Consider the following 18088-nt stretch of genomic DNA (forward strand, 5'->3'; position numbering starts at 1 on the left):
CCGCGGCACCCCGCGCCGGGGCTCATCCCGTTTCCGGACTCCGCCGGCTGAGCCAGTCCCCGCTCTCGATCAGCCTGCCCCGCGTGCGCAGCCGGGCCGCGACGGCGGGCGCGGCGAGGTAGACCCAGGCCCGTACGGTCCTGCCGTCCGCGGTCGTCACGTCCCGCTCGACCCGTTCGTAGAGGCTGTGGGGATCGCCCGGCCGGTACTCCTCGAGGTGGTCCAGGGCGGCGAGCAGTTCCTCGTACGCCTCGGGCCGCGCGGTGGCGACCTCGCCGGTGACCGTGCCGCCGTTCTCGTCCGCCACCGCGTAGGGGTGGCCGGGCCCTTCGTACAGCACCGCGCCGCGCAGCAGCCCCGGCTCCTCGGAGCCGGTGCGGCCGCGCAGGAAGAGCGCGTGGTTGTGCTCCCCGGGGCGCAGGGTCCCGTAGACGAAGAACGGCAGGGTCACAGAACCGATTCTTCCTCCTCACACATCTCCTCTGCTGATCCATGGACATGACATGTCCTGAACCCTTCAATCGGAGGGACGCCAGGGGGTCCCCGCCCCTGCCCTCCCCACGCGCCCCCGGGCGCCTTCCCTAGGAGACCGATGAGCCGGATACGGCCTGCCCGAGGTTCCCGTCTCACCGCGGCCGGCACCGCCGCGACCGCCGCCGCCCTGCTGGCCGCCGCGCTCGCCCCGGCCCCCGCCGCCGGCGCCGCCGGCAGACCCGGCCGCTCCGCCGTGATCCGCGACGCCGCGGCGGTGCTGGTGCGCGAGGCCGCACGCCTGGGCCTGACGTCGGCGCAGGGCACGCACGTACGGGACGTCATCGTGGACCCGGACGGCAGCCGGCATGTGCGCTATGACCGGACCTACCGCCGGCTCCCGGTACTGGGCGGCGACTTCGTTGTCCACATGGCGCCCGACGGGTCCTACCGCGGCGCCGACCGGGCCACGCGGCGCGCCCTGTCCGTAACGACGATCACCCCGGCCGTGAAGGCCTCCAAGGCCGCCGACCTCGCCACCGCCGCGCTGCGCGCCGCGAACGCCGGGGAGTTGCTCAGGCACCTGACCGCCAGGCCGCAGCTCGTCGTCGACGCGCTGCACGGCGCACCCCGGCTGGCCTGGCGCACCGACGTCACGGGGCAGGACTCGCTCGGCAACCCGGTCGCGCGCACCGTCGTCACGGACGCCGCCACCGGGCGGCAGATCGACGCCTGGGACAGCATCGAGACGGCGACCGGCGACGGGAAGTCCCTCTACAGCGGCACGGTTGCGCTGCAGACCACGCAGTCCGGGGCGGCGTACCAGCTCAAGGACCCCACGCGCGGTGACACGTACACGGGCGACGCCCAGAACAAGACCGACCTGTGCTTCCTCACCTCCATCTGCGTCAGCCGCGCCCCCGCCGCCCTCTTCACCGACTCCGACGACCACTGGGGTTCGGGCACGGTGTCGGACCGCGCCTCGGCGGCGGTGGACGCGCAGTACGGCACCGACGTGACCTGGGACTACTACCGGAACGTGCACGGACGCAGCGGCATCGCGGGCGACGGCAGGGGCTCGTACAACCGCGTCCACTACGGCACGAACTACAACAACGCCTTCTGGGACGACAACTGCTTCTGCATGACGTACGGCGACGGCGACGGCACGACGTTCGGACCGCTGGTGGCGCTGGACGTGGCCGGACACGAGATGACGCACGGTGTGACGTCCAAGACGGCGGCGCTGACGTACTCCGGCGAGCCGGGCGGTCTGAACGAGGCGACCTCGGACATCTTCGGGACGCTGGTGGAGTGGTACGCGAACAACGCCTCCGACCCGGGTGACTACCTGATCGGCGAGAAGATCGTCCGCTCCGGCTTCGGCGGGAAGGCGCTGCGCTACATGGACAAGCCGTCCAAGGACGGCAACTCGGCCGACTGCTGGAGCAGTTCGGTGGGCAAGCTGGACGTGCACTACTCGTCCGGCGTGGCGAACCACTTCGCGTACCTGCTCGCGGAGGGCAGCGGCGCCAAGACCCTCAACGGCGTCGGCTACGACTCCCCCACCTGCAACGGCTCCACGGTGACGGGCATCGGCCGGGACAAGCTCGGGGCGATCTGGTACCGGGCGCTGACGGTCTACATGACGTCCTCGACGAACTACGCGGGCGCCCGCACGGCGACGCTGAACGCGGCGAAGGACCTGTACGGGGCGGGCAGCACGGAGTACGACGCGGTGGCGGCGGCCTGGAGCGCCGTGAACGTCGGCTGAGGGAAACGCGGTGGCGGTCGGGTGCCGCCCTGCCCGGGCTGCGGCACCCGACCGCCGTACCCCGGCTCGAGCCCGATGGCCGCCGGTGCGGATGCACGCCGACGAACTGGACGTGGACACCGCGCCGGTGCGCCGGCCGGTCGCCGAGCGGTTCCCCCGGTGGGCCGGGCCGCCGGTCGGCGAGGTGCCGTCCGCCGCGACGGACGACGCCGTGTACCGGCTGGGTCCGGTCCTGGTGGCGGTGGGGCACCGGGCGGTGACCGAGGTCCTGGGGACCGGGGCTTCGCATCGGCACAGCGGACGGAATCCGGTACCTGACGACCGGTCACCCGTTCACCACCCGCCTTCACCCTCGGGTGTTCTTCTGCCATTCACCGTCCCTGCGCCGCTGACCTGCCGAAACGCCGCTTCGGCCACCGCTGCCGGACACCCGTTCACCGCACCTTCGGCGTTCTCCCAGCGAGCGGTTCCGGCCCGCCGGCCTTTTCCTCGACAGTGCGGGGACACGACCGACACAGCGGCACACCTGGGGATGCCGCGGGCCGTGTCCCGCCCGAGGAGCACCACGATGCGACGTACGGCCCGTTCGCTGACCGGCACCGCGCTGGCCCTCGCCGCCGCGGGGCTCGCCGCCGCGCCCGCGTACGGCGGTGAGACCGGACGCCTGGAGGTCTTCCCCTCCATGGCCGTGCCCGGGAGCGAGGTCACCGTCAACACGGCGGCGTGCGGCGCCGACGGCTCCGCGGCGGGTGACGCCACCGCGGTCGGCGGCGGCACGTTCCCGCTCGCGCCCAGCACGCACGAGCAGGATGTGATCGGCCGGTTCCGGGTGCCGCCGAGCGCGCAGCCGGGGACGTACGAGATCGTCGCCACGTGCTCCGGCGGCCGGCGGGCCAGGGTGACCGGCGACCTGACGGTCACCCTGGTCGCGGCCAAGGATCAGACGCGTCCGCGAGGAAGCGTGAAGACGGGGGTCGGCGGTGCACTCGGCCCCGACCCCGTGCGGACCGCGGCCGGTGTGACGGCACTCGCCGTCGCCGCCGCGGGCGGTACCTGGCTCCTGCATCGCCAGCTGAAAGGCGACGGGATGTGACGGACGCCTCCGCCGTCCGTCCGCCGGTACCGCCGTCCCCATCCCCCTCCGGGTCCGACTGCCCCTCGCGGCCCGGAGGGGGCCCGGGGTCCCCCCGTTCTCCCGGAAGGAGGTTCGTGTGCACAAGGTGGGCAACGCGGCGATAGCGTCCGTCACAATGGTCTCCCTCTGCTCCGGCGCATGGCTGCTGCACAGCGCCTACGGACACGATGCGCCGCCTCAGCCGTCCGCCGCCCAGGGCGCCGCGGATCCGGACCGCGAGGGCTCCGCCGCCCCGGCGCTGCCGCCCTCCCCGCCCGACCGGATCCGCATCCCCTCGATCCATGTGGACGCCCCGCTGATGGGCCTGCGGCTGACCGGTGCCGGAAGCCTGGACGTCCCTCCGGCCGACAACAAGAACCTCGCCGGCTGGTACGAGGCCGGCACCATGCCCGGCGAGACGGGCACCGCGATCGTCGCCGGGCACGTCGACAACACCCGGGGCCCGGCCGTCTTCTACGACCTGGGCGTCCTGCACAAGGGCAGCACGATCGAGATCGACCGACGTGACGGTTCGACCGCCGTGTTCACGGTGGACGCGGTCGAGGTCTACGCCGCGCGGAACTTCCCCGACGACAAGGTGTACGGCGCGGCGGGGCGCCCGGAGCTGCGGGTGATCACCTGCGGTGGCGGCTACTCGAAGGCGACGGGCTACGAGGGCAACGTGGTCGTCTTCGCCCATCTCACGGGCAGCCGCTGACCCTCGGGCCGGCCACTGCTCGCAGGCGGGTTCACGACCGGCGCGCACCCCGCCGTCAGCGGCACCAGGGGCTTCCGAGGGTGCCGCCCGGCCGGTCACAGGCCCGGCCGCCGGACCTGTGCCGGTCCGGCGGCCGGAGGGACGGTCCTGGAGGGTCGTGCTCAGGCGGCCCGTACCTCGTACGCCGCCACCCGGACCGTCTCGTCGTCCAGGCACTGGCCGGTCTCCAGGTCGAAGCGCTGCTTCAGCAGCGGCGAGGCGACGAAGGGGCGGCCCCGGTGGGTGCCGGTCAGACCGCGGGAGAGCACCGCGGCGCCGCCGAAGGGGTCCCGGTTGTCGATGGCGTACAGCCGGTCCGCGCGGTCGCGGAAGAGGGCGACCTGGCGGCCGTCCGGCAGCAGTGCCGCCACGCCGCGGCCCGGGATCAGCCGGCTCAGGTCGCAGGCCGTGAACCAGGTGTCCGCGTCGATCCGGAGCTGCACCTTCAGGTCGGTGGTCTCGAGTGCCAGGGTCATCGCTGGGCGCTTCCTTCCAGGGGTCGCGTGCCGATGGTGAGCAGAGGCAGGTCGGGCTTGATCTGGTCGCGCTCGGGGACGAAGCCGACGACCGGGTCGGGGGTGTCCGGCGCGTTGATGAAGGACACGAACCGGGCGAGCTTCTCCGGGTCGTTGATGGTCTCGGACCACTCGTCGCGGTAGTTCGCGACATGGGCGGCCATCAGCGCCTCCAACTCGTCGCAGATGCCGAGCGAGTCGTGGACGACCACGTCGCGCACGTGGTCCAGACCGCCGGGGATCCGCTCCAGCCAGGTCGAGGTGCGCTCCAGGCGGTCGGCGGTGCGGATGTAGAACATCAGGAACCGGTCGATCAGGCGGACGAGTTCGGCGTCGGAGAGGTCCTGGGCGAGCAGGTCCGCGTGGCGCGGGGTGGCGCCGCCGTTGCCGCCGACGTAGAGGTTCCAGCCGCCCGCGGTGGCGATCACACCGAAGTCCTTGGACTGGGCCTCGGCGCACTCGCGTGCGCAGCCGGAGACGGCCGACTTCAGCTTGTGCGGGGAGCGCAGGCCCCGGTAGCGCAGCTCGAGGTCGATCGCCATGCGGACCGAGTCCTGGACCCCGTAGCGGCACCAGGTGGAGCCCACGCAGGACTTCACCGTGCGCAGTGCCTTTCCGTAGGCGTGCCCGGACTCGAAGCCGGCGTCCACCAGACGGGCCCAGATCAGCGGCAGCTGCTCCACCCGCGCGCCGAACATGTCGATCCGCTGACCACCGGTGATCTTCGTGTAGAGGCCGAAGTCCCGGGCGATCTCGCCGATCACGATCAGCTTCTCGGGAGTGATCTCACCGCCGGGGATGCGCGGCACGACCGAGTAGGAGCCGTTCTTCTGCAGGTTGGCGAGGAAGTGGTCGTTGCTGTCCTGCAGCGCGGCCTGCTCCCCGTCCAGGACGTAGCCGCTCGCGCCGATCGTGGGGGCGAGCGAGGCGATGATCGAGGCGACGGCCGGCTTGCAGGTCTCGCAGCCGTCGCCGCCGCGGGCCTCCTGGCGGCCGTAGCGGTCGAGCAGGTCCTGGTAGGTGTTGATGCGCAGGGCGAGGACGATCTCGTAGAGCTCCTCGCGTGTCTGTGAGAAGCAGCCGCACAGCCCCTTGTCGACCTCGACGCCGGACGCCTCCAGTTCGGCGGTGACCAGCCGGCCGAGGACCTTGACGCAACTGCCGCAGGTCGTGCCGGCCTTGGTGCACTTCTTCACCTCGGGCACCGTGGTGCACCTGTGCTCGGTGACGGCGCCGCGGATCGTGCGCTTGGTGACGTTGTTGCAGGAGCAGATGATCGCGTCGTCCGGCAGCGCCGTCGGGCCGAGCTGGGCGGGCTCTCCGGCGCCGGCGGGCAGCACCAGCGACTCGGGCGAGACGGGCGGCACCGAACCGGTGAAGGCCCTCAGCGTGCCGTACGCCTCCGCGTCGCCGACCAGGATGCCGCCGAGCAGCGTGCCGTCGCGGCCGATGACCAGCTTCTTGTACAGGCCCGAGCGGGAGTCGGAGTAGACGACGTCGAGGCAGTCCTCGGTGGTGCCGTGCGCGTCGCCGAAGGAGGCCACGTCCACGCCGAGCAGCTTCAGCTTGGTGGACAGGTCGGCACCCGTGAAGGAGGCCTCGTCGGCGGCGATCGCCGCGGCCGCCGTCTCGGCCTGCTCGTAGCCGGGCGCCACCAGGCCGTACACCCTGCCGTCCGCCGCCAGCGCGCACTCGCCGATCGCGAACACGTGCGGGTCGGTGACCGTGCGGCACTGCTCGTCGACGCTGATGCCGCCCCGCTCGCCGACCGCGAGACCGCAGTCGCGGGCGAGCTGGTCGCGGGGGCGGACACCGGCGGAGAAGACGACCATGTCGGTGGCGAGTTCGGAGCCGTCGGAGAGCTTCATGCCGGTGACGGCGCCGGCCCCGTCGACCACGATCTCCTGGGTGCCGACGCCGGTGTGGACGGTCAGCCCCATGTCCTCGATGGTGCGGAGCAGGGCGGCGCCGCCGCCCTCGTCGACCTGCACGGGCATCAGACGCGGTGCGAACTCCACGATGTGGGAGGCGAGTCCGAGACCCTTCAGCGCGCCGGCCGCCTCGAGTCCGAGGAGTCCGCCGCCGACCACGGCGCCGACCCGAGCCTTCGTCTTCGCGTACTCCTCGATCGCCAGGAGGTCCTCGATCGTGCGGTAGACGAAGCAGCCCTCGGCGTCCTTGTTGGGGACCGGCGGGACGAAGGGGTACGAGCCGGTGGCGAGGACCAGCGTGTCGTACTCGAAGACCTGGCCGGACCTGGCCGTGACCTTCCCTGCCTCGCGGTCGATGGTCTCGGCCCCGTCGCCGACGTACAGCTCGATGCCGTGGGTGTCGATGAACTCCCCGTCCGTCAGGGACAGCTCCTCGGGCGTCTTGCCCGAGAAGTACGAGGTGAGTGCCACGCGGTCGTAGGCGGGGCGAGGCTCCTCGCACAGCACGACCACGCGGTGCGTGGCGGTCAGGCCGCGCTCGGCCAGCGCTTCGAGGAAGCGCTGGCCGACCATGCCGTGGCCGACGAGCACGATCGTGGGGGTGCCGGTGGACATCAGGAGCCTCCATCGTTGGTGAGCAGGTGGAGCAGCGGGGCGCCGTCCGTGGGGAGCGGCTCTGCTCCCTCCCAGGCGCGGGCGAGCGCGCCGACGGTGCCGAGTTCGCCGACGAGTACGCCGCCGACCAGGCGGTCGTCGCGGACGACGACCTTCCTGTGGGTGCCGCGGGTGGCGTCGGTGAGCTGCACGACGTCGTCACCGGGGCGGGGTTCGGTCTCGCCGAAGGCGGCGAGGTCCAGGAAGTCCCGTCCGGCGAGGGTGAGCCGGGTCAGGGAGCGGGTGCCGGTGTAGCGGGTGCCGGTGTAGCGGGAGTCGGCGTCCGAGGCCAGCAACTCGGCCAGTGCCTCGGCCTGTTCGAGGGCGGGCGCGGCGAGTCCGTAGACCGTGCCGTCGTGCTGGGCGCAGTCGCCGATGGCCCGGATACGGGGGTCGGAGGTGCGCAGTTCGTCGTCGACGAGGATGCCCTTGTGGACGGCGAGACCCGCGTCCTGGGCGAGGCCGACACGCGGATGGACACCGCAGGCCAGGACGACGAGGTCGGTGTCGAGGGCGTAGCCGTCGGCCATCTCGACGGTGCGGACGGCGCCGCCGAGGGTGCGCACGCCGCGCACGCGGGTCTCGGTGTGGACCTCGACGCCGAGGTCGGCGAGGTGACGGCGCACCAGTTTGGACGCGGGCGGGTCGAGCTGGCGTTCCATCAGGCGCTCGGCCTGCTGGGCGAGGACGACCTGGGCGCCGCGGGCGGTGAGCGCGCGGGCGGCGGAGACCCCGAGGAGCCCGCCGCCGATGACGACGGCGCGCACACCCGGGCGGACGGCCTTGGCGAGGCCCAGGCAGTCGTCCATCGTGCGGAACGCGTGGACGCCCTCGGGCAGCTCGGGCCGGTCGGGGGTGAGCAGTCCCCGCAGGGGCGGCAGGACGGGGTTCGAACCGGTGGCGAGGACGAGCGTGTCGTATGCGATCACCGCGCCGTCCGGGCAGTGGATCTCGCGGGCCGCCCGGTCGATCCGGGTGACCCGGGCGCGGACGAGGCGCTCGGGCGCCGGGAGGGAGATCACCTCGGGCGCGTAACGGCCGGCCAGCACGTCGGCGAGCAGCACACGGTTGTACGGGGGATGCTCCTCCTCCCCGACGATCAGGGCGGGCGTCCCGAGCTCGCCGAGCCGCCGGGCGAGACGGACGCCCGCGAGCCCGGCGCCGATCACCACCACACGCGTATTCGAGGTCATGTGTCGAGCGTGCGGTGCCGACGTTACCCGGCGGCATCACCCCTGTTTCCCATGGGGAACGCTGCCCTCAGCGGGAGCGGGGGGTGGGTGTGAGGGTTCCGGGAGCGGGGTGGGAGGCACCTGTGAGCGGTCCCCGTTGCCATCCGTACGGCTGTCCGCGCCCTCCGGCCGCCTCCCCGCGGACACGGCCGTGGAGACACCGACCGGCGGCGGGGCGGGGCGCGCGCCTGGCCCCCCTCCCCGCGAGACCGTGGGCGCGCGGGGACAGCCGGCCTCGGGCCCCGGTCCGCGTCCCCGCGCTCGCAGTCCTACCACGCTTGTCGTCGCGCACGGGAGGGAAGCGGGTGAATCAACGATTATTGGTTGAACATGTCACAAGACGGATTCCGCAGCTCTACAGTGGTGCCCCCGCGGGCCCCCGCCACGGCCGGTGCCCACGCGAACAGGTGAGGGGGGATTCCGTGCGCGGACCCGCACGTCCATTACCGGCTTCCGGGTTCTCCCCCGCGTCTGCCCCGCAGTCCTTCGACGACCAGCAACTGGCCCTGCTGCGCGGGGCCGGTGTGGTGGAGACCTGGCGGCAGGGCGCAGTCCTCATGCGTCAGGGGGAACCGGGTGACCGGGTGATCCTGCTGCGGCAGGGTGTCGTCAAGGTCGTGTCCGAGTCCGTCGGCGGTTACACCAGCCTGCTGGCCTTCCGCGGACCGGGAGAGTTGGTCGGTGAACTCGCCTGCCTGGACGGTGGCACGCGCTCCGCGTCCGTGATCGCCACACAGGACGGGCTCGGAGTCGTCATGGCCGCCAGGAAGTTCACCACGCTCCTGGAGGCACACGGAGACCTCGCACTTGCCGTGCTGCGCAGTATCGGCGCACGGTTGCGCACCGCCGACGCACACCGCGAGGCGCTGGGCGCGGAGCCGGCCGCGGCACGCATAGCGCGGCTGCTGGTCGAGATCGCCGGCCGGCACGGGACGGACGCCCCCGGCTGGGCGCCGAAGGCGCGGTTGGTGAACATCACGCAAAAGGACCTCGCCGGCGCCGTCGGCGCTTCGCGGGAGTCCGTCGTGCGCACGCTCCGCGAGCTGCAGCTGCTCGAACTCGTCGCCACCGGCAGGGGCGTCATCGTCGTACTGGACCCCGAGGGACTCGCCACCTGGCATCCCGGCCGTCTTTGACCGACCGAATCCCTCCTTGTGCGTCATCTGATGCGGAAAAGCGGCTGCGGAACCGGCTTACTGAGGGAGCGGCGGCCGTCGCGGCCCAGCGGGTGCTGAGGAGCGTGAGTGCCGTCGTCCACCGACGGCAGCAAGGGGGGCACATCCTTCATGAGCAACGCCCGGCGTTACTACCTCATCGTCGTTCTGGACATAGAGAAGTTCGGCCGCCGAAGCGACCCCACGCAGGAGTGGCTGAGAGAGCGTCTGTACGCCGTCGTCAAGACGGCGCTCGAGAAGGCGGGGATCGGCCCCGAGGACATCGAGGCGTTCTGCGACCGGGGGGACGGCGGTTTCCTGCTGATCCGCCCGACCGTCTCCAAACTCGACCTGACAGCGCGTTTCATCGAAGAGCTGCAGGCCGGCCTGCGTGGTCACAGCCGGCGCAGCAGTGAGGAGGCGGCCCTGCGGGTGCGCGTCGCTCTGCACGCCGGTGACGTCGGCCGGGACATCCACGGCTGGGTGGGAGAGGAACTCAACACCGCCTGCCGGCTGGTCGACCTCGACGCGCTGCGCGCCACCCTCTCCGCCGCGCACCGCTCCGGTCTCGCGCTGGCCGTCTCCGCCCACTGGCACGACGCGGTGGTCCGCCATGACTATCCCGAGCTGCCCGCCGCCCGATTCCGCAAGGTGCCGTTCCGGTCGAAGGAGATCTCCTCCCACGCGTGGTTGTGCGTACCCGGCTATGACGCCCCTCCCGGACTCGGTGCCACAGCCGCCGCTCCGGAGTCCCCGTCGTCCCGGCCCACCGCATCCGGAACGCCCGCTCCCGTCACGGCCGGGGACGTCCCCGCGGGCGGCAACCACGGCCGCTTCGCCGGTGCGGTCTTCCAGACGCCGGGCCGGGTGTACGGCGGAGACCACTACGAAGGCGTGCCGCCGGAGGTGCTTCCGACGGACGACGACCGGGACGAGGCGCACTCCTGATGGCCGAGGCGACGCAGGACCCTGCCCGGGCAGGCGCGGAGACCTCTCCCCCGGCCCACGAGGCCCCGGCCCCGGAACCAGAGGCCCGGAAGTCGCCCGAGGAACTGGGGCTCGACGACATCCGCCGCGGCCTCTCGGCCCGTGCGGCTCGGCCCGGCACCACCGGGGAACGCCTCGACGCGGAGCGCGACGCCCGGTTCTCCCTCTCCCGCTTCGCGCAGTCGCAGGTCAGCAGCGATCGGGTGTACGGCGGAGACCACATCGAGGTGATCCTCGGGCAGGGCCGTCGCACGGTCCGCGCGTACCAGCTGTCGGCACAGGACATCGACCTCGCACGATCCGTCTTCCTGCCGCCATCCGGCTACGACGGCATCCTGCAGGCCGTCGAGTCCTTCCCAGTGGTCCTCGTGAGCGGTGCGCAGGGGCACGGAAAGTACGCGGTGGCGCAACGCCTGCTGCTCGACAGCGGACATACGACGCTGCAGTGCCTGGAACCGGATGCCGACCTGACGTGCCTCGAGGAGACGTCGCTGCGCACCCGCCACGGTTACCTGCTGCCGGACCTCGATCCGGGGTCCGCCGCCCTGACGGGCTTCGAAGTACGCCGCCTCAACGCCGTGATGCGTGCCCGCGGCTGCCGCCTCGTCATCACGGTGCGCGACGGCGCCCGGACCGCGGATCCCGAACTCGACAGGCAGACGTTCGTGGTGAGCGGGCCGGCTGCACCCCAGGACGTCTTCGAAGGACACCTCCGCTGGTGGCTCGGGCCCGGCAAGGCGGGACGGGCGGACCAGCTGCTGAGCGCCCCCGAGACGGCCGCGCTCATCACCGGCCTCGGAGCCTCCGGCCTGGCGCTCGGCAGGGCCGCCGAGACGGCCCGGCTGCTGTCCGAGTCGTCGGGAACTCCCTCGGAGGCCGTGGAGCAGGTGCGCACGCGTCTGACGCTGCGCGAGAGTCAGGAATTCGAGGAATGGTTCAGCAACCTCGACGATCTCCCCACCCAGTGTCTGGCCGTGTCCATCGCGGTCTTCGGCGGGGAGGGGTACGAGACCGTGTCGGCGCTGGCCACCTCCCTCGGCCGTCAGCTCCAGCCGCCGCCGACCGCGGAGCACCCGGACCGTCCCCGCAACGAGGCGATCGTCGCCACCCGTGCGACCCGGCTGAGGCGGCTGCACGCCTCACTCGTCACCGAACAGGTCGCCTCCCGGCACGGCGGCGCACCCGCGAAAGTCGTGCGTTTCCTCGACCGGCGGATGGCCTGCCGTGTCCTGCAGACCGTGTGGGAGGAGTACGACGTCTTTCGCCAAGAGCTGCCGGGCTGGCTCAAGAACTGCGCGGGCCATGAACTGGGTACCGTGCGGACGCGGTCGGCGGTTGCCGTCGGGTTCCTCGCCGAGCTGTCCTTCGACACCCTGCGGGCGGGTGTGCTGCACCCTTGGGCGGCGAGTGCCGTGCCGAGGCTGCGCGAAGCGGCGGCGACCGCGCTGGGCGTCGCCGCCGAACGTCCCGAACTGGCGGATCCCGTACGTGACATGGTCCGGGCCTGGGCGGCCGGCGACCGCGCCACGCACCTGCAGGCCACCGCCGCGCGCGCCTGGGCGGTGCTGCTCCGCCCGGGCGAGGAGAACGGCGGCGAAGCCTTCACCTTGCTGGATGCTCTCGCCGCGACGGACAAGGCGGAAGTGGTGGAGGCGATCTGCGTCGGTGTCGCCGAGGCGCTCTCGATGTCGGACCGCCACCAGGAACGCAATGCCCTGAGCCTCGTCCGGCACTGGGTCTGCGGGCGCGATCCCCAGCGGCGGACCGTCGGCGAACTCGCGTTCCTGTTCGCCGCTGCCGACCTGCTGGAGGAGCTGCCGGGGCGGCCCGGGGACGGCGGCCCCCGCCGATGGCCGAAGCTGCTCGCACTGGCCGCCCGCGACCCACTGCGCCAGCGGGAGATCGCCGCCCTCTGGGAGACGGTGCTTCTGTCCCCGAAGCCCTTCCAGGCAGCCACCGAGGTGCTCACCGAGTGGGCCCGCACGGTGGACGCGGACCCGTCCGGCCGCCGTGCACTGGCCCGTCTGCTGCATGCCGCCGCCTCGACCGACCGCAGCAGGCGCTTCATGCTGCGACACCTTTCCACCTGGCGGGATCCGGACAGCCGTGCGACCCGCACCGCGGAACAAGTCCTGAGCCATTTCGACAACGGAGGTACCGCACGATGAACGCTGCAGTTCCCGACCGGCTGATAGAGGGGCCCTGGCCGGTCGGCCTGGGCCATCGCGGCGACACGCCGCGGCCGGGCACCACCCTGGTCTTCTCGCTCGTCAACGGCAAGTGCGTGGTGCTGGACCGTCGCCCGTCCCTGCTCGAATCGACCCGTTACCACTACCGCTATGAGGTGGACAGCACCGATCACCACACGGACTGGCGGGAGTCCCTGCCCAGCCGGACCAAGGGGTACGACTTCCGTGCCGAGGTCAGCACCGCCTGGCGGGTCAGCGCCGCGGACGTGGCAGTCGAACGCAGTATCACCACGGTCGCCAAGGCCGAGGCTCTGGTGCGGGGTGCCCTGGTGGACCGTCTGCGCCCGCACACCCGGGGATTCGACATCGAGGACTTCGCACGCGCCGAGGAGTCGGCCAACCGCTTCCTGCGGGGCCGTGAACACGTGCTGGACCGTGGGCTGACCGTGTTCGCCTGTGCCGTGCGGCTCGCTCTCGACGAGGCCGCCGAGCGCCACCTGCGCCAGCACCGTGACGTGGCGTGGCAGCAGGAGAACGCGATGCGTCTGCACCAGCTCAGGGTGCTGGAGGCGGAGGGCGCGGAGGAGTTGACGTCCCTCAGCGAACGCCATGAGGCACGCCGGGTGCGGGAGCGGACCGAGGCGCTGGTGGCTGCCAAGCGAGGCGAGGGCGGCCTTCTGATGCACCTGATCGCCCAGGACCCCGGCCAACTGCGCAGCATTCTCCAGGAGATAGCCACGCGGCAGGACATCGCACTGGACAAGAAGCAGAAGATCCTTCTGGACAACAGGGACAGGCTGCATCCCGCGGAGTTCGCCGAGTGGATGCAGCGGCTCATCGGCGAGCCGCTGCCCTACGCGGGCCCCGCCCTGGGGGGTGAGGCGCCGGCCCCGGTCCCCTCGGAGGGCCCGATGCAGTTGGGTGCGCCGGGCGCCGCCGGTAGCAGGCCGCAGACAGCGGCGAACCCGGCGGCGCCGGTCGGCGGTCGTCGGCCGGAGGAACCCGGGGACGGAGTCGTCGGCTGGAAGCCGGTCGGCAAACGGCGCGGGTCCACCCCCAAGGCGCAGGACCCGGGCCGGGGAGACCACACGGCATGAGCGCAGACCCCTACGGCACCGGCGACGAACCGGCGTCGACCGGATCCGGAGCAATCGGCGGTCACCGGGAGACCGGGCACGGCGAGGCCCGGCAGCCGGACCGTACGACACCGTCCTCGCCGTACGCCGAACGGATCCGTTCGGCGCCTCCGGTGCCACCGCATCGGCCTGTCTCATCCGCCGGGAGGCCGGCCGACCCGGGGCCGGGCCATCGGCACGGGCACGGGACAGGACCGCTCCCGCCCGGAACGGTCAGCGGCCACCCCGAAGAGAAGGGCTTCCGCAGCGCCGGAACCCCGACTGCACACCGTGCCGGGCCCACTGGCAGGGTGCGGCGCAACCCGGCCGCGGTCACATGGTCGACGGCGACGGTAGTACTGACCACCCTGGGGGGAATCGTGGCAGGTCCGACGGGCGTCGGTGCCGGGTTCGGCATCGGAGTGGCTCTGTGCTTCGTCGCCGCGGGCGTTCAGGCGATCATCTCCCGGCGGGAGGAGGAGCGCGCGGCTGCGGCGGGCCTTGCCCACGGTCCGGCGCACCGGGCCGCCGCCCCGCCCGGTCCGCAGCTCACGCGGTACGGCTCCCCCTCGGCCGCGGCATCGGCCGCTGCCGGTGTCAGCGCTGGTGAGGTCCCGGTGCCTTCGGCACGGCAGCCGGTCGCTTCGCCCGGGACCCGCGCCGCACCGCGTCCGGTGCGGGCCATGGATCCCCTGCCCCTGCCCCCTGCCCTGTACCGCCGCTCGAAGCTGGCGGCGCTGCCCTGGCGACTGCCCGAGCAGCCCGCACCGCCGGGCATGGCCGCCGACGCCGCGCGCGTCGGTGATCTGGAAGTCCGCGCCGCGTCGGTGGTGGGACCCGGACACCGGATCGACCAGGAGCGCGCGACTCCCCGCCAGGACGCCTACCGGGTCGGCCGGGACGCCGCGTCCCGGCATCTGATCGTCGCCGTCGCCGACGGCATGTCCGACAGCGATCACTCCGACACCGCAGCGGCAGTGGCGAGTCTGTCGCTGGTCAGTTCCCTGCGGCGGCAACTCGACCGAGGTGTCCCGCCGTCCGGACTGGACCACGAGGCGGTGTTCCTCGAAGCGGCGGGGCAGGTGCACGGCATCACCCGGCAGCGGGGCTGGTCTGCCGACGACGTGCGCACCGTGGCGGCCGCCGCGGTCGTACCGACGACCGCCTCCCCCCAAGGCGACCGCGACGTCTGGGTCGCCGGTGTCGGGGACGTCAGCGCATGGGCACGCCAACCGGGCCGTTGGGCGCCGTTGCTCGGGCTCAAGGACCAGGGACTCGACACCGGACGCCTGCGCAGCTACCTGCCGCACACCCCGGAGGACGTGGAGCGTCGTCTCCTCACGCTTCCGGCGGGCAGCGTTCTCGCCCTGACCACCGATGGGGTCGGGGACGCGTTCGCCCTGCTGCCCCAGGCGCACGACTGGTTCCACCGTCAGTGGGCCGCACCTGTGAGCGCACTCGACCTGCTGCTGCACATCAGTTACGACGCCCAGCAGCGCAATGACGACCGAACCGCCGTCGTCATCTGGGCCACGTCCCCGGAAGGAACGCCATGAAGACGTGGTCCGACAGCACCTTCCCGTCCGAGGTTGCGATGTCTTCGATCGATCTCGTCGGGGAGAGCCTGGGCGCGGGCGGGGAGTCGCACGCGGTGCGGTGCATCGCAGGCCATCCGGGCTGGGTCGCCAAGTTCTACAAGTCGCCCCTGTCGGACGCCGACGCGGCCCTGCTGGACCGGATCATCGAGCTGCCGTACTCGATGACGGACGACGACCTGGAGGTCCTGGACCGCAATGCGGCCTGGCCCGTGGCCCGCATCACGGACGAGGGCGCCACCACCGGAGTGGTCATGGCACAGCTGCCCAGCGACTTCTATGTGCGGTTCAACCTGCGAGGAGGCCGGCTCAGCCAGCCGCAGGAGCTCCAACTGGACCATCTCGTCAACGACTCGGACTGGCTCACGGCCAAGGGGGTGCGCGCCCCGTCCTTTCGGCGAAGAAAGGAGATCACCTGCCAGTTCCTGGCACTGGGCGCGGTGATGGAGCGGCATGAAGTGGTCTACGGGGACTGGTCCTACCGCAACGCACTGTGGGACCACCACAGCGCCGCGGTGTTCCTGATCGACCTGGATTCCTGCGGAATCGGCAGCCGGGCGTGGATCGGATCGCCCTCCTGGGAGGACCCCGAGTACCCGTATCCCACACCCCTGACAGTGTGCACGGACCGATACCGGATGGCCCTGCTCGCCCTGCGCTGCATGACAGGGACGCGTGGACGGCCGCTGGAAGGGCTCACCCGGCTGGAGCGCGACGGGTCGACGGGGGACGGGTTCCCGCGGTTGCTTCGTCAGGCGCTCACCACCGACGACCCGCAGCGGCGGCCCCACGTCGCCGCGTTGCTGGAAGCCCTGCAGAACCCGGGCGGCAGCCATTCCTCGACGTCGCCGACACCCGGCAGCAACGTCACGGGTTTCCGCCCGGTGCGCAGCCGCACGCGCGCACCCGCGGGGCAGGCCTCGTCGGCTCCGTCGCCTGCGCCGCCCCCCGCGCCCGAACCGGCACGGGTGCCACAGTCCGGTACCACCCCCGGCCGTGCGGGGGCGGGGCGCCGGGCGCCCGCTTCGCCGACCCGGAGCCCGAAGAAGAGCGGTCGCGGTGTCCTTCTCGGGCTGCCCGTCGTGTGCTTCCTGGCCATCGTCATCGTCGCCACCTGGCTCCTGCTGCGGTCATGAGCTCCCGCCGACCGCGCCCCACCCCTCCGCGCTGCAGAAGAGGACCCACATGAGGTACGCACCCGACTCCGGACTTCCCGTGTACGTGGTGCTGGACACGTCGGGCTCCATGGCGAAGTCCGAGCACCTGCTGAACGAGACTCTGGAGACGATCTACGACACCATCGACACGACTCCGCAAGTGAAGGAGTTCGTCCACCTGTCCGTGCTGTCCTTCAACAGCCGGCCGCACGTGGTCACCAACATGACCGACTTCGACAAGATGGACAGCCTGCCCACGGTCACCTGCTCGGGACGTACCAACTTCGGGCCGATGCTCCAGCTGGTGCGCTCCCGAATAGAGACGGACGTACCCGCCCTGGTGGACCGTGGTATCCGGGTCCTTCGGCCTGTGGTCTTCATCCTGACGGACGGTATTCCCACCGATGCCGAGGATCTGCCGGGTGATCCCTGGGAGGACCACCTCGACGAACTGCTGGACGCGCACTGGAAGGCGCACCCCAACACCATCGCGTACGGATTCGGCAAGGCCCGCGAGGCCGTGATCAAGCGCATCGCCACCGCGGCGGCATTCGTCGCGGAGAACAGGGGTGACGACAGGGGGGCGCTGCGGAGCGCGCTGATCAGCTTGTTGAACTCCATGGTGGCATCGGCCACCAACCGCAGGCTGGAAGTGCCGGAACACGTCAAGGGCTACCGGACCATCCCCCTCGACTATGTCGACTGAGCGCTCCGGCGGTCGCTGAGCCGGACGGCGGCATCCCCCACACAGGGTGCCGCCCCGGAACGCGGCGGCCTCCCACCGGTGTTCCGGCGCCGGCCGGTTGCCGGGGACCCACAGGCGCACCGGTCCATCACGAAAAGGCCACTATTCCTCCACGATCGGCGTCCGGGTCATACGGTCACCACCACGCACAACCCAGTGGGGGACGACATGACCAATCCGTACATCACGCCACCCATGGCCCAGCCTGTCCGGACCGGGCCCGCATGGGCCCGGAAGCGGTACGTTCTGCCTGCGCTCGGACTGGCGTTCGCTCTGGGCATCGCGGCCGGGGGCGGGACCACGACGCACGACGCCGAATCCACGGCCGCCAAGCCGCAGCCGACGGTGACCGTGACGGCCACAGCGACCGAGACCGAGACCGCCGAACCCGAGCCGGCCCCCACGGTGACCGCCACGAAGACCGTCAGGGTCACCCGGACGATCACCGCGCAGCCGGCGGACAACGGCACCGGCTCGGGGTCGGGATCGGGATCGGGGTCGGGCTCCGGTGGCGGCAGCGTGTACTACGCGAACTGCAGCGAGGCCCGCGCCGCCGGCGCCGCGCCCTTGCACGTCGGCGACCCCGGCTACGACTCCCATCTCGACCGGGACGGGGACGGCATCGCCTGCGAGTGACGGCATGACCGGCTCGCGACGGGCAAGGGCACGCCCCGCCCCGTTGTCAGAGCCGACTGGCA

The 18088-nt window shown here is 72.1% G+C and carries 15 protein-coding genes; 11 read left to right on the forward strand and 4 right to left on the reverse strand.

All coding sequences use genetic code 11. The annotated features are described in order from the left end of the window. Positions 1 to 22 precede the first annotated feature (22 nt). On the reverse strand, positions 23 to 451 hold the full coding sequence (locus tag AC5WS8_RS05270; protein ID WP_496102095.1) for a gamma-glutamylcyclotransferase family protein: 429 nt from the start codon (positions 449 to 451) through the stop codon (positions 23 to 25). A 141-nt stretch (positions 452 to 592) separates the two neighbouring features. Here AC5WS8_RS05270 and AC5WS8_RS05275 point away from each other — a divergent pair, with 141 nt between their 5' ends. From AC5WS8_RS05275 to AC5WS8_RS05285, 3 genes are all read left to right on the forward strand, one after another. After that, a complete protein-coding gene (locus tag AC5WS8_RS05275) occupies positions 593 to 2245 on the forward strand; it encodes a M4 family metallopeptidase (RefSeq protein WP_496102096.1) in 1653 nt (550 codons plus the stop codon). 568 nt (positions 2246 to 2813) lie between these two features. Continuing rightward, positions 2814 to 3338 (forward strand): hypothetical protein, encoded by a 525-nt coding sequence (locus tag AC5WS8_RS05280; protein ID WP_496102097.1) that lies wholly within the window; start codon positions 2814 to 2816, stop codon positions 3336 to 3338. Between the two features lie 157 nt (positions 3339 to 3495). After that, the gene (locus tag AC5WS8_RS05285) at positions 3496 to 4077 is read left to right on the forward strand and encodes a class F sortase (protein WP_496102413.1); all 582 of its coding nucleotides are present in this window, start codon (positions 3496 to 3498) and stop codon (positions 4075 to 4077) included. 161 nt (positions 4078 to 4238) lie between these two features. Here the strand turns inward: AC5WS8_RS05285 and nirD are convergent, their stop codons facing one another. Genes nirD through AC5WS8_RS05300 form a run of 3 tightly spaced genes read right to left on the reverse strand, consistent with a single transcriptional unit; the run spans position 4239 to position 8409 of the window. Beyond that, positions 4239 to 4592, reverse strand: coding sequence for a nitrite reductase small subunit NirD (gene nirD, locus AC5WS8_RS05290; protein WP_496102098.1), 354 nt, complete (start codon positions 4590 to 4592; stop codon positions 4239 to 4241). Further along, entirely contained in the window at positions 4589 to 7177 is a 2589-nt protein-coding gene (gene nirB, locus AC5WS8_RS05295; RefSeq protein ID WP_496102099.1) for a nitrite reductase large subunit NirB, read from the reverse strand. Before nirB ends, nirD begins: the two co-directional genes overlap by 4 nt. Further along, positions 7177 to 8409: an NAD(P)/FAD-dependent oxidoreductase gene (locus tag AC5WS8_RS05300; protein WP_496102100.1), complete on the reverse strand. Its 1233-nt coding sequence runs from the start codon at positions 8407 to 8409 to the stop codon at positions 7177 to 7179. Before AC5WS8_RS05300 ends, nirB begins: the two co-directional genes overlap by 1 nt. Positions 8410 to 8975: 566 nt before the next feature. Between AC5WS8_RS05300 and AC5WS8_RS05305 the strand changes: the two genes are divergently transcribed. The 8 genes from AC5WS8_RS05305 (at position 8976) to AC5WS8_RS05340 (ending at position 18026) form a co-directional block, all read left to right on the forward strand. Beyond that, on the forward strand, positions 8976 to 9584 hold the full coding sequence (locus AC5WS8_RS05305) for a Crp/Fnr family transcriptional regulator (protein WP_496102414.1): 609 nt from the start codon (positions 8976 to 8978) through the stop codon (positions 9582 to 9584). 108 nt (positions 9585 to 9692) lie between these two features. Beyond that, the gene (locus tag AC5WS8_RS05310; RefSeq protein WP_496102101.1) at positions 9693 to 10550 is read left to right on the forward strand and encodes a hypothetical protein; all 858 of its coding nucleotides are present in this window, start codon (positions 9693 to 9695) and stop codon (positions 10548 to 10550) included. Further along, the gene (locus AC5WS8_RS05315) at positions 10550 to 12757 is read left to right on the forward strand and encodes a hypothetical protein (RefSeq protein WP_496102102.1); all 2208 of its coding nucleotides are present in this window, start codon (positions 10550 to 10552) and stop codon (positions 12755 to 12757) included. Before AC5WS8_RS05310 ends, AC5WS8_RS05315 begins: the two co-directional genes overlap by 1 nt. Next, positions 12754 to 13875, forward strand: coding sequence for a hypothetical protein (locus AC5WS8_RS05320; protein ID WP_496102103.1), 1122 nt, complete (start codon positions 12754 to 12756; stop codon positions 13873 to 13875). The genes AC5WS8_RS05315 and AC5WS8_RS05320 overlap by 4 nt, the downstream gene beginning before the upstream one ends. A gap of 398 nt (positions 13876 to 14273) precedes the next feature. Continuing rightward, positions 14274 to 15449: a protein phosphatase 2C domain-containing protein gene (locus AC5WS8_RS05325; protein ID WP_496102104.1), complete on the forward strand. Its 1176-nt coding sequence runs from the start codon at positions 14274 to 14276 to the stop codon at positions 15447 to 15449. Then, complete coding sequence (locus AC5WS8_RS05330) at positions 15446 to 16624, forward strand: hypothetical protein (protein ID WP_496102105.1); 1179 nt, start codon at positions 15446 to 15448, stop codon at positions 16622 to 16624. The genes AC5WS8_RS05325 and AC5WS8_RS05330 overlap by 4 nt, the downstream gene beginning before the upstream one ends. 49 nt (positions 16625 to 16673) lie before the next feature. Continuing rightward, entirely contained in the window at positions 16674 to 17351 is a 678-nt protein-coding gene (locus AC5WS8_RS05335; protein ID WP_496102106.1) for a vWA domain-containing protein, read from the forward strand. 207 nt (positions 17352 to 17558) lie between these two features. Continuing rightward, positions 17559 to 18026, forward strand: a complete 468-nt coding sequence (locus tag AC5WS8_RS05340) for an excalibur calcium-binding domain-containing protein (RefSeq protein ID WP_496102107.1) — start codon at positions 17559 to 17561, stop codon at positions 18024 to 18026. Positions 18027 to 18088: the final 62 nt, after the last annotated feature.

This window comes from Streptomyces sp. PTL18 (assembly GCF_059510295.1).

Bases quoted from the DNA above. Each gene is read 5' to 3' on its own strand.
- AC5WS8_RS05315 (WP_496102102.1), top strand. From the start codon at position 10,550: ATGGCCGAGGCGACGCAGGACCCTGCCCGGGCAGGCGCGGAGACCTCT.
- AC5WS8_RS05335 (WP_496102106.1), top strand. From the start codon at position 16,674: ATGAGGTACGCACCCGACTCCGGACTTCCCGTGTACGTGGTGCTGGAC.
- nirD (WP_496102098.1), bottom strand. From the start codon at position 4,592: ATGACCCTGGCACTCGAGACCACCGACCTGAAGGTGCAGCTCCGGATC.
- AC5WS8_RS05300 (WP_496102100.1), bottom strand. From the start codon at position 8,409: ATGACCTCGAATACGCGTGTGGTGGTGATCGGCGCCGGGCTCGCGGGC.
- nirB (WP_496102099.1), bottom strand. From the start codon at position 7,177: ATGTCCACCGGCACCCCCACGATCGTGCTCGTCGGCCACGGCATGGTC.
- AC5WS8_RS05275 (WP_496102096.1), top strand. From the start codon at position 593: ATGAGCCGGATACGGCCTGCCCGAGGTTCCCGTCTCACCGCGGCCGGC.
- AC5WS8_RS05340 (WP_496102107.1), top strand. From the start codon at position 17,559: ATGACCAATCCGTACATCACGCCACCCATGGCCCAGCCTGTCCGGACC.
- AC5WS8_RS05280 (WP_496102097.1), top strand. From the start codon at position 2,814: ATGCGACGTACGGCCCGTTCGCTGACCGGCACCGCGCTGGCCCTCGCC.
- AC5WS8_RS05320 (WP_496102103.1), top strand. From the start codon at position 12,754: ATGAACGCTGCAGTTCCCGACCGGCTGATAGAGGGGCCCTGGCCGGTC.
- AC5WS8_RS05285 (WP_496102413.1), top strand. From the start codon at position 3,496: ATGGTCTCCCTCTGCTCCGGCGCATGGCTGCTGCACAGCGCCTACGGA.
- AC5WS8_RS05330 (WP_496102105.1), top strand. From the start codon at position 15,446: ATGAAGACGTGGTCCGACAGCACCTTCCCGTCCGAGGTTGCGATGTCT.